Origin of the sequence: Gillisia hiemivivida (genome assembly GCF_007997295.1) — a bacterium.
Taxonomy (GTDB): domain Bacteria; phylum Bacteroidota; class Bacteroidia; order Flavobacteriales; family Flavobacteriaceae; genus Gillisia; species Gillisia hiemivivida.
The window spans coordinates 437,642-452,733 of sequence record NZ_VORY01000001.1 but is presented as its reverse complement, the minus strand read 5'-3'; the positions used below and the strand labels follow the sequence as shown (position 1 = coordinate 452,733).

Here is a 15,092-nt window from a genome sequence, read left to right as displayed (position 1 = left end):
AGAATAAATATTTTTTAACTAAAATTCAATCAGTCTAAATTCTTCTGAAGGATAATTATAATAACCTAGAAAAACGGATTCTTGATTTGAATGGACATATGAAGAAATTTTATATCTCTTATTCATTTGATAATCGCTAAGTAAATCAAAATTAGTAGGCTCGATTTCTCCTGATAAATGCTGATAATCTTTATCCAATAACACCCTAATTTGGGTAGACCATTGAGACGGAGTTGTAAAATTGGGATAAGAACTAGCTTCTCTATCATCACTACTTCCGATTTGGATAATAAAATTATTATTCTTTTCTATAACATTTATGCCCATTTCACCCTTCATCAATTTTCTTAGGAACTTTTTAGGCTCTTCCAATTCTCTATTGTACCTGTAATACCCATAGCCTTCCACCATAATTGGTGTGTTAGAAAACTCTATTTTTTCCTGCCCATCATGTAAAGAAAATTGATTTAAAACCTCCCCTTGCATATTTTTAATTTGCAAAATCATTGCATCATTAGAGGCGCTAATTTGATATAAGGTGTTTTTATATAAATAAGAATTATGATCATTATACCTTCCGTACTCATCTTTAATATATGGAATTATATTTTTCTCCATTGTTAAGGATATCAGATCTATAGTGCCTATAGCTGTAAACTCATCTTCAATTTCCATTACAAGGTGAATTATAGACTCATCTTGATAAATTTTTGTTTTTTGGGAAGTAACAGATAAAGAAGTAGGCATCCTGTAATTTATAGCCTGAAGATTTTCTCCGTTAAAGCCTGTAAAAAGATTAAAATCCTGAGTCCTCAATAAATCTGGAGTATATAATTTTTTTAAACTTATTTGTGTGCCAGCATTGTCAAATTCATCAAGTTTAAACTTCTTTAATAATTTAAATTCACCATCCTCATCTAATTTTCTTATAAAAAGAGTGCTTTCTTTATCAGAACTTAAAAGAAAAAAAGAGTTTTTTACCTGAAAAGAGTTTAAATATTTCTCCTTTTTGGAAAACTTAAAGTCAGCCTCTTTTTTTATTAGACTTCTATCATCAATATTAAAGCTGAGAATTTCAAACTTCTTCATTGAGCTATTTGGCGCTATTAAGTCGAAACTATTTTCACGAACTTGATATCCTATAACTTTTTCATAAATCCCATGAAAATTATTGTCTAGTTTAAAATCTAAAACTTTCTTATAATTTTTGTCATACTTATAAACCCAAAGATCTTTTTGATCCCCAAGTAAAAAAATAAGGTCTTCAGTTTCAGAATTAGGAATTGTATGAATATCCATACTAAGCAGGTGGCTTATATCCTCATTTTTAAAAGATATTCGTCCAGATTGAGCTTTGGAAATTGACAATCCAAACAAAATAATTATAACGGTAATTAGGTATTTTTTCATTAAATGTTTGTCTAGCTAATTATAGTCCCGTCCTTCACGTCTTCTTCATCTGGATTCAAGAACACCAGCTTCCCTTCAGCATTTTCAGTCATCAAGATCATTCCTTGACTTTCTACCCCTCTTAATTTACGAGGAGCAAGATTTACCATTACAGTTACCTTTTTACCAATGATGTCTTCAGCCTTAAAACTTTTTGCAATTCCAGAAACTATGGTTCTTACATCAATCCCAGTATCCACCTTGAGCACCAATAATTTATCTGCCTTTGGCATTTTTTTAGCTTCTACTATAGTTCCAACACGCAGGTCCATTTTAGAGAAATCTTCGAAGGTCGATTCCTCTTTTTGTGGTTCTGCTATTTTATTATCAGCTTCGTTAGCGGCTTTTGTTGCCTCCAATTTATCTAATTGTTGTTGAATTTGTTCATCTTCAATTTTACTGAAAAGCAATTCTGCTTTTCCTATTTTATGTCCCGCAAGAATTAAAGAATCTTTTGCTGAAATTTCTTCCCATTTAAGAGCCCCTTCGCTTGGAGAAATATTTAAAATAGTTTTTAATTTTTCTGAAGTAAAAGGCAGGAATGGCTCACTTAAAGTTGCTAAAGCAGCAGAAATCTGAAGCGCTACAAACATAACCGTTTTCACTCGTTCTGGATCGGTTTTCACCACTTTCCATGGCTCCTCATCTGCCAGGTATTTATTACCTAATCTAGCCAAATTCATCAATTCCCCTTGGGCTTCTCTAAATCTATATCTCTCTATAGAACTTGCTATTACTGCTGGATATGCTTTTACCGCAGCTAAGGTTTGCTCATCCACTTCTGTAAAATCTCCCGATGCTGGAACTACTCCTTCATAATACTTATCTGTAAGCACTACTGCACGGTTTATAAAATTCCCGAAGATCGCAACCAACTCATTGTTATTCCTTGACTGAAAATCTTTCCAGGTAAAATCGTTATCCTTAGTTTCCGGTGCATTGGCGGTAAGGGTATACCTCAACACATCTTGCTGATTTGGAAAATCTTCCAAATATTCATGCAACCAAACAGCCCAGTTCTTAGAAGTGGAAAGTTTTTTTCCTTCCAAATTCAAAAATTCGTTAGCAGGTACATTTTCAGGAAGAATGTAACTTCCTTCTGCTTTCAGCATAATTGGAAAAATAATACAGTGAAAAACGATATTATCCTTTCCTATAAAATGCACCATTTTGGTGTCCTCTTTCTTCCAGTAATCTTCCCAGTTCTTTCCTTCACGTGCTGCCCATTCTTTGGTAGAAGAGATATATCCAATTGGAGCATCAAACCATACATATAGCACTTTTCCTTCGCCACCTTCAACAGGAACAGGAATTCCCCAATCCAGATCGCGAGTTACGGCACGTGCTCTCAAGCCTTCGTCTACCCAGGATTTTACTTGCCCATACACATTGGCCTTCCAATCTTTTTTGTGTCCTTCCAGGATCCATTCCCTTAAGAAATCTTCATATTGATCTAAAGGCAAAAACCAGTGCCTAGTCTCCTTCATGCTAGGAACAGCACCTGTTATAGCCGACTTAGGACTAATAAGATCTGTTGCATTCAAAGAACTTCCACAGCTTTCACATTGATCACCATAAGCTTCCGGATTCCCGCATTTCGGGCAAGTTCCCGTAACAAATCGATCTGCTAAAAATTGATTTGCTTCTTTATCATATAACTGCTCGGTAGTTTCTTCTATAAACTTTCCGTCTTCATATAACTTCTTGAAAAATTCTGAAGCTGTTTCATGATGAATCTTATTCGATGTTCTGGAATAATTATCGAAAGTCACCCCAAAATCCACAAAGGATTGCTTAATGATCCCATGGTATTTATCTATTAATTCTTGTGATGTAATTCCCTCTTTCTTCGCCTTCATAGGAATAGCAACTCCATGTTCATCGCTTCCGCATACAAAAGCTACATCTTTCCCTTGCATTCTTAAAAATCGGGCATAAATGTCTGCTGGCACATAAACTCCTGCTAAATGCCCAATATGAATAGGTCCATTGGTATATGGTAATGCTGCAGTAATTGTATAACGTTGTGGCGAATTGCTCATTAGCTTCTAAAATTTAATTAATAACCTTGGGGTAAGCCCACGAGTTATATCCCGAATTCTCGGGAGGAAAATACTTTTAAAAATCGAGGCAGAGCCTCGGGGAATTAAACCCTCAGTGAGGGATTTAAGGCTGCAAAGGTAAGCAACTGTGAAATACTATGCGTTAAATTATTGCAAAAGACAATGCTCATGTCCCCATAGAACTAGATTTTAGCTGAAAATATAAGTTATGCGCAAGTTTTTCTATTTATCGGCCATTTTACTCATAGTTTCCTGTAATTCTTCAAAAAATACAGCAACACCCAGTTCAAAACAACTATTTGTTGAAGATCTATTAGAGATGAATGATACTACTCTTAAAAACACCTTTACAAATGAAGTGATAACTGAAGATGTCGGTTTGTTTGAAGAAGGCACTGAAGAACGCGCCTATACGGTGATCTCTCCAAATACTCCAGATGAATTGCACATTACTTGGAAAGACAAAAATAGAACTCAAATAGAGGACATTAGAATGGATTCCAACGGAAAATGGAAAAGTAAGACCTCAATAAAAATAGGATCTACCTATGATGAATTGACCAAAATGAATCAGAAACCAATTTCTTTTTATGGTTTTGGATGGGATTATAGTGGAGCGGTAGCATGGAATGATGGAAAATTGGAGAAATCCAATGTTCATGTGTTTCTTGCACCAGAAAAGGAGCCAAAAAACAAATTCTACGGAGATCATATCATAACGGCTACTGCTGAAGAAATTAAAGAAATGGATCTTAAAGTGAAAGCCATCTTGTTTAGGGGGTAACCGAAATCCTGTAATCAGCTGAAATAGTGTACATTTAAAACACATTTTAGAAATCAGTAAATGGCATCTCATAACGAGCTTGGTAAAAAAGGGGAAGAATTAGCAGTTGCTTATTTACTTAAACATGGTTACAAAATAGTTGCAAGAAACTTCAGACATCAAAAAGCAGAAGTGGATATTATTGTTAGAAAGAAGGATGTTTTGGCCATAATAGAAGTCAAAACCCGAAGCACTCCCGACTTTGGGAATCCTCAGGATTTTGTAAAAGGAAGACAAATTCAGAATCTAGTAAAAGCTGTTGACTTTTTTGTGAACGAACATAATCTTGACGTAGAAGTTAGATTTGATATCATCGCGATTATCAAAAATCAATCAGGTACCAAAATAGAGCATTTGGAAAATGCTTTTTTGTATTTCTAGACAACATATTTTTTGCTCCTCCCCTATTTTCTAGGGAAGGTGGAATTCCGCAGGTATGACTGAAGGGTAAAATTTAAACCTTCTCCTCTTCCTCCACTTTCACTCTGAAATCTAGAAAGCTCTTATTATTTTTAATTTCATTTTATTGTTGTGATTTTTTCACAGTTAAAAAACAGTGATCCAATACGTCCTATTATTACTTCTTTTAGCAGTACTTCTAATAATTTTTAAAGAAAAAATTTGCGGTTTAGGTATATATATATTGCCTATTCAAATTAACAGTTTTGCTGCTCCGTAACGCGTTTTAACGCCTTCAAGTACGCAATATTTCTAACAATATAAAAGATCCTAAACTTGAAGAAAATTTACGTATTGCTTGCGCTTGTAATTTTTAGTGCCTCCTGTGAAAAAGAAGAAACCCTTGAAATTCACGATGAAAGTTCATCCAAGCATTTTTCAACCGTGTCTCAAAAGGACGCTATCGATTATTTGAAAAATTTTAAGAAAAGCAACTCAAATAAACAGGCAGAACTTGTTATTCATTATGATCAACTTCACTATGATACCATTAATAATAGCACAGAACTATTAACAGTTATCCCAGCGAAATCTAAATATACAGAGGTCGACAGTCGAGTTTTAGTGCTTGAAGTAAACGGAAATATCGAGCCTGTTTTATTTAATCTTGTGCCAGAAATACAGAATAACGATACTTTGTTCACTGGTAAAATAATAATTTCTAACTTGGATTTAAAATTTATAACCGGGTTTAGAGTCAAGAATGGAAATTTAATTACGCGATTTGTAAAGAAAGAAAAGTTTGATAACTCTTCAAAATATGATGAAGGGGGATGGGCAGGTATTGATATGGGATGTAACCAAACTTTAGATGAAGTTATTTTAGAGAGTTCTTCGCCAACCAAAACTCCTTAGGTATCTATCAGCCATATTTATCCTGTTGGTTCAGCGAGTGGCTATGACGGTGGAACTAGCTGGAGCTATCCTAGTAAAGGTGGGGGTAGGTTATACAAGTGCTCCTGAAGAGGAGCACGAGCCTGTTGAAGATAAAATTGATGACTCTGAATTAAATAAAAGAGCCAGGTGTTTATTAGAAAAGTTAAAAATTAATAAGCTTTATGGAAAGACAATTGGCGTATTCGATAATAATGATAATTATAAATTAATTATAAAGGATGGTTATTGTGGTATTGGTAAAGATGGCTGTGCAAATGGAGGTGATATTGAAAACGGAAATGTAATAATCAAAATTCAATCTTTTGGTAATTATTCTTTAGATTTAGCTGCTACAATGCTTCACGAGGGGATACATGCGGAAATTTATAAATATGTATATGAATTCAATGAGGGGATAGATCCTAATCAAAGAAGAAATTTACTTAATTATTATTATCATTATGGAGCAAGAAATGGATTAGACTTAGCTACAACAACAGTCCAACATCAATTTATGGCAGATAATTATGTAAAACCTATTGCACAAGCGATGAGGGAATTAGATGGCTCTAGATATCCTTTGGAACATTATATGGGGTTTGGATGGGATGGATTAAGAGCATACGGATATAATGGTTATTATGATAACGGCGTTTTCAAACCTTTAGATAAAGGTAGGGATTCAGAATATTATAAAAATCAGGCAGCAATTTTAGCTACCACTACTTTTGCCAAAGATTGTTTATAAAAACCATTGAAATATGAGAAATTTGTATCTTAAATATTCTGTATCAATTGTACTGATTGTTTCTTCATGTGGTATAGGAATTGAAGAGAAATTTGAAAATTCCAACGAAATTTTAATTACACTTTACGACACTCTGGCTCTACCTACTCTACAAGATTTTCCTCCATTACTGGAGGGCTATATATCTGAAGATTCCCTGCAAACGGTAAGAACCTTTACTAAACTTAGGGAGGAACAGAGTAGAGAAATTAAAACAGTTGCAATTCCTGGTTATTTAATCTCAGGAAAGAATTTAGAAATTGAAAATTTAAAGCTAGATGAGGAATTTAAAACCTTAGTTTTACAGTTAAAATCTTTGGATGCCCAACCTTTGGATTTGTCTTTAATAAAAACCAAACGGAAAGATTCTATTATTGAATATAAAGAACAGCTGTTAGATCCTCAGGTTTCAGATTATTTAAAATTTGACCTACTAATAAGTTTTTCTAGAATTGCTTTTAATGCAAACAGCGATAAAGCTGTCATTATTGGCACAAGGAGCACAAGCGGATTAGCTGGAAATTCAGCCCTCTATTTTTTCGAAAGAAAAAATGGAAAATGGATTATTGTCAAAAGTATAGGCATATGGATTTCATAATTTTTCGCTTAAGAACCCTTTTATTTTCTTTTTTATAACTAATTGCGGAACCCTTTAATTGCAAAATTTTTTATTTTATAAACAGTGGTATTTTATAAAAAATAATTATCCCAGCGAAATCTAAATATACAGAGGTCGACAGTCGAGTTTTAGTACTTGAAGTAAACGGAAATATCGAACCTATTTTATTTAATCTTGAGCCAGAACCCCAGAATAATGATACTTTATTCACTGGTAAAATAATAATTTCTAAACTAGATTTAAAATTTATAACTGGGTTTAGAGTCAAGAATGGAAATTTAATTACGCGATTTGTAAAGAAAGAAAAGTTTGATAACTCTTCAAAATGTGATGAAGGGGGATGGGCAGGTATTGATATGGGATGTAACCAAACTTTAGATGAAGTTATTTTAGAGAGTTCTTCGCCAACCAAAACTCCTTATGTCTCCATCAGCGCTATTTATCCTGTTGGTTCAGCGAGTGGCTATGATTATGGATCCATTTGGAGCTATCCTAGTCGTGGGGGTGGGGGTGGCTCTACGTATACTGCAGAAGAAGAAGTTGTTGAAGAGGAAGAAGTTGTTGAAATCTCAGTACAATTAAAAGATAAAGAGCTCTGTGTTTATAATCGGTTACAATGGGCGGGAGTCAACCCCACAAACGGTTACATAAACATGATGACTCAATTATTTATCGAGTTCGGTGAAGGGAATATTGGTGGAGCAGATCTTGTTTTTCGTGAAGGGAATTTGGGATACAAAGGGGGAGGAACTGAACGAGGTAATGAAGAGGGTGAATACCATATAATTCTAAGCGGAATGGGAAATAGCTCCTCAATGGAAATTGCAAAAACTTTGGTACATGAAATGGCCCATGCGTTTTTAGCAAAAAAATTAGATCTTCACAATGAATCCTTTAAGGCGCTTTATAAAATATATATGAATAAAAAAGGATTGAGAAATTACAGTCACGCTATTATGGAAGACCATTTTATAAACAGGATGGCACAAATTCTATATGATTATGATTCTGCACTTTTTAGTAGCATGGATGATTACAAAATATTTGCAAGTTATGGAGTATATGAATTGACTGAAAATCAGTTAGCAGATTATAATCTACTTGTGGATTATGCCAAAATTTATGATAAAAGATGTCGAGTTGAAGGATAAAACACTAACATTAAAATGGTTCTCTCTTTCTATAGTAATATTTAGCATCTTATTTTTAGGATGTGAAGAGAAGGAAAAAATATACTTGGACTATAATGAAGCAATTCTTAATTCTAACTACCAAATAAAATCAAATGAAACCAATTTCTTTTATTTATATAATAAGGAGGATACTATTTATTTAGAGGAAATTGAGACTGAAACGCATGAGATAGATTATATAAATAGAGTAAGTATTACTCCAACTGGAGCCGCAATAACAAAACTTTTAATAAATACCTTTGAAAATACTACACCGGAAAAGAATGTAGAATTGCCAAGAATATTTATTATGAAAAAGGATTTTAAAAAAAATAAGCTAAAAATTATTGAAGCAAAACAACGAGTTATTATTATTAGAGATAACTTTCAATAACTGGCTACCCCCGCTTTTCGATTACCCCTCCTAAAATTAGGTGGGATGCAATAATAATTATTCAGCCTTCACCTCTTCCTCCACTTTCACTCTGAAATCTAAAGGCTCCAAAACTTTTAAAGCTCTTTCAATAGAAGAAATTTTTTCAAAGGTCAATAACAATCGTAAACCTGCTCTTGTTTTCTTTTCTTTCATGGTGCAGGAATGCGAATGTGTTTGCACATACTGTAACACCTTGGTGAAAATTGGAGTCTGATAGAATTTGGATTGCTGATCTGCAATAAAATATCCGATCAGTTTTCCTTGCTTCATGATCACTTTCTCTAAACCAATATGAGAAGCGATCCATTTAATTCGAACGCTATTCAGTAGATCTATCGCCTGTGTAGGTAATTCTCCAAAACGATCTTCCAGGTCTGCTTCAAATTTCTGAAGCTCTTCTTCAGTCTTCAAATTATTCAGCTTTGTATAAAGACTCAATCTCTCAGAGATATTATTGATATAATCGTCTGGGAACAACAACTCGAAATCGGTATCTATCTGGGTATCTTTTACAAATACTTTATCCTCGGCAGCAGTGGTGTCCTCATAAAGATCTTTGAATTCATTCTCTTTCAGCTCTTGAATAGCTTCATTCAATATTTTCTGATAGGTATCAAAACCAATATCATTTATAAATCCACTTTGCTCTCCTCCAAGAAGATCTCCTGCTCCACGAATCTCAAGATCTTTCATAGCGATGTTTATTCCGCTTCCCAGATCAGAAAATTGCTCTAAAGCCGTAATTCGTTTTCTGGCATCGTCTGTCATTGCAGAATATGGCGGAGTGATGAAATAACAAAAAGCCTTTTTATTGCTTCGTCCTACTCTACCGCGCATCTGGTGCAGATCTGAAAGCCCAAAGTTATTGGCGTTATTAATAAAGATGGTATTCGCATTGGTAACATCCAGTCCGCTTTCAACAATAGTGGTAGAAACCAACACATCAAATTCACTGTTCATAAAACTCAACATCAGTTTTTCCAACTTTTTCCCTTCCATTTGTCCGTGTCCTACCCCAACTTTAGCATCTGGCACCAAGCGCTGGATCATTCCGGCAACTTCCTTGATGTTCTCGATCCTGTTATGAATAAAGAAAACCTGTCCTCCACGTTGCATCTCATAAGAAATGGCATCACGAATAGTTTCTTCTGAAAAACGAATCACATTGGTTTCAATAGGATAACGGTTTGGCGGCGGTGTGGTAATGGTAGAAAGATCTCTCGCTGCCATCAAACTAAACTGAAGCGTACGCGGAATTGGCGTTGCAGTTAGAGTAAGTGTATCTACATTTTCCTTGATGGTTTTCAATTTATCTTTTACCGCTACCCCAAATTTTTGTTCTTCATCTACCACCAACAACCCAAGATCTTTGAATTTTACTGCCTTGCTGACTAACTGATGAGTTCCAATAATAATATCCACCCTTCCGCTTTCAAGATCTTCAAGGGTTTGCTTGCGTTCTTTTGCAGTTCTAAAACGATTTAAATAATCTACGGTAACTGGGAAATCTTTAAGCCTTTCTGTAAAGGTTTTATGATGCTGAAAAGCAAGAATGGTAGTAGGAACTAGAATAGCTACTTGTTTTCCGTTATCTACGGCTTTAAAAGCTGCACGAATAGCCACTTCGGTCTTTCCAAAACCTACATCTCCACAAACCAAACGGTCCATAGGTCTTGGGCTCTCCATATCTTCCTTTACTGCTGCTGTAGCTGTGCTTTGGTCTGGAGTATCTTCATATAAAAACGAAGCTTCGAGTTCTAACTGCAAATACGAATCTGGCCCATATTGAAAACCTTCCTGAGTTCTACGCTTTGCATATAGTTCAATTAGATTATAAGCGATATGCTTGACTCTGGCCTTGGTCTTCTGTTTTAAGTTTTTCCAGGCATTACTACCTAGTTTATATATTTTTGGTGGTTTCCCATCCTTTCCGTTGAATTTTGAGATCTTATGTAGAGAATGAATACTCAAATACAAAATATCGCGCTCCCCGTAGAATAATTTGATGGCTTCCTGCATCTTCCCTTCCACATCGATCTTTTGAAGTCCGCCAAACTTCCCGATTCCGTGATCTATATGCGTAACATAATCTCCTACTTCTAAATTCGTAAGCTCCTGTAAAGTAATGGCCTGCTTTTTAGCATACCCATTCTTTAAATGGAATTTATGATAACGCTCGAAGATCTGATGGTCTGTATAACACACCATTTTAGAATCTTCATCTATAAAACCTTGATACATAGAAAGCACCAGAGTTTTGTATTTCACTTCCCGCTCTTGATCTTCGAATATATCATGGAATCTCTTGGCTTGCTGCTCACTCACACAAAAGATATAATTCTTGTATCCTGATTCTTGATTTTCTATCAAGTTATCTATCAGTAGATCAAACTGCTTATTAAATGATGGCTGCGGCTTGGTTTGGAATTCTATAATCTCCCCTGCATCTACTACTGCAGTGCTAGATTTCTTGCGTAGATTGGTAAGGTTACCAAGATTTACAACTTTGAATTCTTCTAACTGTTGGGTTAAAAGTCCTGAAGAACAAAATAATTCTTCCGGTTTGTTATGTTTAATATCATCCCCTAATTTGGCAAATGCTTCTTGGGCCTTTCCAAATAACTTGTCCATTTCTCCAGAAAGCAATTCCGGATTCTTGATAAAGACAATGGTTTTTTCTGAAATATATTTCAAGAAACTTTCCCTAACCTCATCCAAACGTTTGTGTTCCACATTCGGCATTACCGAGATCTTCTTTACTTTTTCTGTTGAAAGCTGAGTTTCTACATCGAAACTTCTGATGCTATCCACTTCATTTCCGAAGAATTCTATTCTATATGGCTCATCATTACTGAAGGAAAAGACATCAATAATTCCACCACGCACAGAAAATTCTCCCGGTTCGGTTACAAAATCTACTCGAGTAAATTTATATTCAAAAAGAACTTCATTTACAAAATCTAAAGAAAGCTGATCCCCAACGGCGATCTTCAAAGTGCTCTTTTCTAATTCTTTTCTGGTAACTACTTTCTCGAATAAAGCATCTGGATAAGTAACTATAAGTGCCGGTTTTTTTCGAGAATTAATGCGGTTTAAAACCTCTGCCCTTAAAAGCACGTTCGCATTATCTGTTTCCTCAAGTTCATAAGGCCTGCGATAACTACCCGGATAAAAAAGCACATTCTTATCCCCCATTAATTGTTCTAGATCGTTCAAATAATAGGCAGCTTCTTCTTTATCATTAAATATCAATAGAAATGGTCGTTCTGCAGTGCTAAAAGCATTGGAAAGCACATAGGATAATGACGATCCTACCAGTCCTTTTAATTGAATTTTTGTGAGATTATTTTGGGAAGAGGCAATAAAATTCTCAAGTTTCTGCTGTTGCAGAGACTTTGCAAATGTTTGGGCAATAGTTGCGTTACTCATTGCGGCAAAGATAATCGCTGAAGCTATCCCTCCCAAAATATTAATATTATTTTGTGTACAAATCCAAAATTTAATCGCGTGAAATTTGATGGGCGTGTTAATTTCAGCCTAAAACCGTCTAGAAATCAACATTCTGGTTAATTTTTAATTAATTTCAACTCGATTTAAGAGAATAATTATGTCAAAATTTGAAGAATACGATGTTTTTGTAATTGGAACTGGTACCGCTGGTAAAAAAGTAGCTACAGCATGTGTGAAAGAAGGCTGGAAAGTTGCAATTGCAGACAGTCGTGAATTTGGAGGAACTTGTTCTAACAGAGGTTGCGATCCCAAAAAAGTTTTATTAGGCCTTACAGAAATCATAGATCGTGCTCATAAAATGAAAGGTTTTGGAATTACCAAAATGCCTGAATTCAGTTGGGAAGATCTTATGGCTTTCAAAGAAACTTTTGTAGATGCAGTTCCAGCAGCGACAGAAAAAGATTTTGAAAAACTGGGGGTTACTATGTTTCATCAATCCCCGAAATTCTTAGATAAAAATACGCTATCGGTAGAAGGGAAAACAATTATAGCTAAAAAAATAGTAATTGCAACTGGGCAAAGGCCAATGGAATTAAAGATTCCGGGAAGGGAACATGCTATTGTAAGTGACGACTTTTTAAATTTAAAGCATTTACCCGAAAATATGATCTTTGTTGGAGCTGGTTATATTGGGATGGAGTTCGCCCATATGGCAGCACGCCTTGGAGTAAAAGTAACCATGATGGACATCGCTTCCAGACCTCTCACTAACTTTGATGAGGACATGGTGGGTTATCTTGTCACTGCTTCAGAAAAACTAGGAATAAAATTCATTTTTAATGCTGAAGTTTCAGAAATAGAAAAACTAAGAAAAAATTACCGAGTTACTGCAAAACAAGATGGAAAGGAAATTTCAGAAAAAGCAGAACTCGTTATTAATACCGCTGGAAGAGTTCCATCTATAGAAGAGCTAGATCTTGAAAAAGGGAAGGTTTCTTTTAGCAAAAAAGGAGTTTCTGTAAATAAATATCTTCAGAATCCAACTAATGAAAATGTTTTTGCTTGTGGAGATGTATCAGACAGTGAAGGCCTGCCTTTGACTCCACTTTCCTCCCAAGAAGCACTAATTGTAATTGCCAATCTATTAAACCCAAACAAGCCTGAAGAAGTAAATTTTCCTCCGCAACCTTCCATAGTATTTACACTTCCTAATATTGCTTCCGTAGGGCTTTCAGAAAAAGAAGCTAAAGAAAAAGGATATAATTATAGGCTAGAGCATAAGTTGGTGCCAACATGGTTTAATGCAAAAAGAGTGAATACAGAGGAATATGCTTACAAGACTCTAGTAGATAAAAAAACCGATCTTGTTTTAGGCGCTCATTTAATAGGCCCGGAAGCTTCTGAGATCATAAATATGTTTGTAATGGCAATGTGTGGAAAATTAACATGCAAGGAATTAAAGACTATGATCTATGCGTATCCAACCTGGGGAAATGACATTAAAGGTATGGTCTAAGAATTTCCAGACATCATCTTATGCATTGGATTGCTCTTCCTGTTAACATAACCATGATAAGCTATATTAAGAAAAATTAGCACTGCGGCAATTAAACCTACATAGGCTAATGTAGTATTTTCATCAAGCTGTTTTACATAGATCGCTACCAAGGCCCACACTCCGACCAAAGCAAATTCTCTCATGTTTCTGGTATGGATAATTGTAATATTAATTACAGTTGCTGCGGCAATCATGATCATAGCCCATTGAACCTCGGTAAATAAACCACCATCCCATCCTAATTTAGCCAAATACGCAGTTATATTGGCTATAGTAGCTACTGTAATCCATCCGGAATACAAACATATTGGCCACCAGTAAAAACCAATGATCCTAATTGGTGCATCCCAACGTTCCATATTGGTTTTTATAATAATTGCGATAAGACTGGTTAACATTATAAGCATCAAAATTACCGAAATCAAAGTATACTCATAAAGCCACGCGAATACCCATGAAGCATTTGCGAAATTTGCAATATAAAACCAAGGCCCGGTCTTGAACTCATTTCCATCCTTAGGCTCATCAGAATAAGATCTGTAAACCTGATAAATTGAAAATATTAGCAGCGCTATGTAAATAGGTCCCCAAATAGCAAAAGCATAACCTGCAGGAGTGAAAAGATTTTCATATTCGGCACTTAAACTACCTATTGTATTCCCATTAATTCCGACTAGCTGAGAAAAATAACTGGCTAGAATAGCGGTTATTACCGATAACAAATTGACAATAGCTAATCTTTTGTACATAATTTCTCAAGTTTAAAAAACTGAAATAACTTCAGTTTTGGTTATTGCAAAGATACGGTCTCCCTCGCTTGGTGAGATCCAGAAATTTCCTGTAAACTCCCCAAATGCGGGTAATATTAGCTGCTCTTTATTTTGATAAAAACAACGTAACTGAAGCGTTTGCCTTCCGTTCCCTCTTAATTTGAATCCGGGGTGAAGGTGTCCGCAAATATTAAAGAAGCCTTTTCTTTCTTCAGGGTGGTGCGTTAGCAAGATTTTTCCCAATATCATTTCAGAATAGATCTTCACTCCTAAAGCTTCATATTTCAATTCAGAGATAATATCATGATTTCCCGCAACCAGGATTACAGGAATTTCGATAGTTTCCATCCATTGTGTAAATAGATCCCATTCCATATTCAACGAACTATGAAAAAGATCGCCCATAAAAACAATACTTCTTGGTGAAAAGAATTCCACCACCTGATCCATTTTTCTGAAATTTTCTGAAATAGCAGCCTGCGGAACAGCGCTTCCATATTTTCGGAAATGCGAGATCTTTCCAAGATGCACATCGCTAATAAGCAGCATTTCCTGCTCCTCCCAAAACATAGTGCCGGAAGGATGCAAAATAAATGTTTGATTGGCTAAGTGTATCTTTTCTATCACCTC

The 15,092-nt window shown here is 35.2% G+C and carries 13 protein-coding genes; 8 read left to right on the top strand and 5 right to left on the bottom strand.

Features of this window, described 5'->3' with window-relative positions:
* Positions 1 to 18: 18 nt before the first annotated feature.
* On the bottom strand, positions 19 to 1,410 hold the full coding sequence (locus ES724_RS01960; protein WP_146928811.1) for a hypothetical protein: 1,392 nt from the start codon (positions 1,408 to 1,410) through the stop codon (positions 19 to 21).
* Positions 1,411 to 1,421: 11 nt separating this feature from the next.
* A complete protein-coding gene (metG, locus tag ES724_RS01955) occupies positions 1,422 to 3,491 on the bottom strand; it encodes a methionine--tRNA ligase (protein ID WP_146928808.1) in 2,070 nt (689 codons plus the stop codon).
* A gap of 229 nt (positions 3,492 to 3,720) precedes the next feature.
* Between metG and ES724_RS01950 the strand changes: the two genes are divergently transcribed.
* From ES724_RS01950 to ES724_RS01920, 7 genes are all read left to right on the top strand, one after another.
* Complete coding sequence (locus ES724_RS01950) at positions 3,721 to 4,296, top strand: hypothetical protein (protein WP_146928805.1); 576 nt, start codon at positions 3,721 to 3,723, stop codon at positions 4,294 to 4,296.
* 60 nt (positions 4,297 to 4,356) lie between these two features.
* Positions 4,357 to 4,716, top strand: a complete 360-nt coding sequence (locus ES724_RS01945) for a YraN family protein (protein ID WP_146928802.1) — start codon at positions 4,357 to 4,359, stop codon at positions 4,714 to 4,716.
* A gap of 354 nt (positions 4,717 to 5,070) precedes the next feature.
* Positions 5,071 to 5,649 carry a hypothetical protein gene (locus ES724_RS01940; protein ID WP_146928799.1) on the top strand — a complete coding sequence of 193 codons (579 nt, stop codon included), beginning with the start codon at positions 5,071 to 5,073 and terminating at the stop codon, positions 5,647 to 5,649.
* 43 nt (positions 5,650 to 5,692) lie between these two features.
* Positions 5,693 to 6,418 (top strand): hypothetical protein, encoded by a 726-nt coding sequence (locus ES724_RS01935; protein WP_146928796.1) that lies wholly within the window; start codon positions 5,693 to 5,695, stop codon positions 6,416 to 6,418.
* Between the two features lie 13 nt (positions 6,419 to 6,431).
* Positions 6,432 to 7,055: a hypothetical protein gene (locus tag ES724_RS01930; protein WP_146928795.1), complete on the top strand. Its 624-nt coding sequence runs from the start codon at positions 6,432 to 6,434 to the stop codon at positions 7,053 to 7,055.
* A 377-nt stretch (positions 7,056 to 7,432) separates the two neighbouring features.
* A complete protein-coding gene (locus tag ES724_RS01925) occupies positions 7,433 to 8,227 on the top strand; it encodes a hypothetical protein (protein ID WP_146928792.1) in 795 nt (264 codons plus the stop codon).
* The gene (locus ES724_RS01920) at positions 8,199 to 8,642 is read left to right on the top strand and encodes a hypothetical protein (protein ID WP_146928790.1); all 444 of its coding nucleotides are present in this window, start codon (positions 8,199 to 8,201) and stop codon (positions 8,640 to 8,642) included. Before ES724_RS01925 ends, ES724_RS01920 begins: the two co-directional genes overlap by 29 nt.
* Before the next feature lie 57 nt (positions 8,643 to 8,699).
* Here the strand turns inward: ES724_RS01920 and mfd are convergent, their stop codons facing one another.
* Complete coding sequence (mfd, locus tag ES724_RS01915; protein WP_146928787.1) at positions 8,700 to 12,113, bottom strand: transcription-repair coupling factor; 3,414 nt, start codon at positions 12,111 to 12,113, stop codon at positions 8,700 to 8,702.
* 178 nt (positions 12,114 to 12,291) lie between these two features.
* Between mfd and ES724_RS01910 the strand changes: the two genes are divergently transcribed.
* Entirely contained in the window at positions 12,292 to 13,650 is a 1,359-nt protein-coding gene (locus ES724_RS01910; RefSeq protein ID WP_146928784.1) for a dihydrolipoyl dehydrogenase family protein, read from the top strand.
* Here ES724_RS01910 and ES724_RS01905 read toward each other — a convergent pair.
* On the bottom strand, positions 13,647 to 14,441 hold the full coding sequence (locus ES724_RS01905; protein WP_146928781.1) for a tryptophan-rich sensory protein: 795 nt from the start codon (positions 14,439 to 14,441) through the stop codon (positions 13,647 to 13,649). The genes ES724_RS01910 and ES724_RS01905 overlap by 4 nt on opposite strands.
* 12 nt (positions 14,442 to 14,453) lie before the next feature.
* On the bottom strand, positions 14,454 to 15,089 hold the full coding sequence (gene pdeM / locus ES724_RS01900) for a ligase-associated DNA damage response endonuclease PdeM (protein ID WP_146928778.1): 636 nt from the start codon (positions 15,087 to 15,089) through the stop codon (positions 14,454 to 14,456).
* Positions 15,090 to 15,092 lie beyond the last annotated feature (3 nt).

Coding starts and splice junctions, on each gene's coding strand:
- ES724_RS01950 (WP_146928805.1), top strand. CDS start 3,721: ATGCGCAAGTTTTTCTATTTATCGGCCATTTTACTCATAGTTTCCTGT.
- ES724_RS01910 (WP_146928784.1), top strand. CDS start 12,292: ATGTCAAAATTTGAAGAATACGATGTTTTTGTAATTGGAACTGGTACC.
- ES724_RS01930 (WP_146928795.1), top strand. CDS start 6,432: ATGAGAAATTTGTATCTTAAATATTCTGTATCAATTGTACTGATTGTT.
- metG (WP_146928808.1), bottom strand. CDS start 3,491: ATGAGCAATTCGCCACAACGTTATACAATTACTGCAGCATTACCATAT.
- ES724_RS01920 (WP_146928790.1), top strand. CDS start 8,199: ATGATAAAAGATGTCGAGTTGAAGGATAAAACACTAACATTAAAATGG.
- ES724_RS01935 (WP_146928796.1), top strand. CDS start 5,693: ATGACGGTGGAACTAGCTGGAGCTATCCTAGTAAAGGTGGGGGTAGGT.
- mfd (WP_146928787.1), bottom strand. CDS start 12,113: ATGAGTAACGCAACTATTGCCCAAACATTTGCAAAGTCTCTGCAACAG.
- ES724_RS01945 (WP_146928802.1), top strand. CDS start 4,357: ATGGCATCTCATAACGAGCTTGGTAAAAAAGGGGAAGAATTAGCAGTT.
- ES724_RS01925 (WP_146928792.1), top strand. CDS start 7,433: ATGGGATGTAACCAAACTTTAGATGAAGTTATTTTAGAGAGTTCTTCG.
- ES724_RS01960 (WP_146928811.1), bottom strand. CDS start 1,410: ATGAAAAAATACCTAATTACCGTTATAATTATTTTGTTTGGATTGTCA.
- ES724_RS01905 (WP_146928781.1), bottom strand. CDS start 14,441: ATGTACAAAAGATTAGCTATTGTCAATTTGTTATCGGTAATAACCGCT.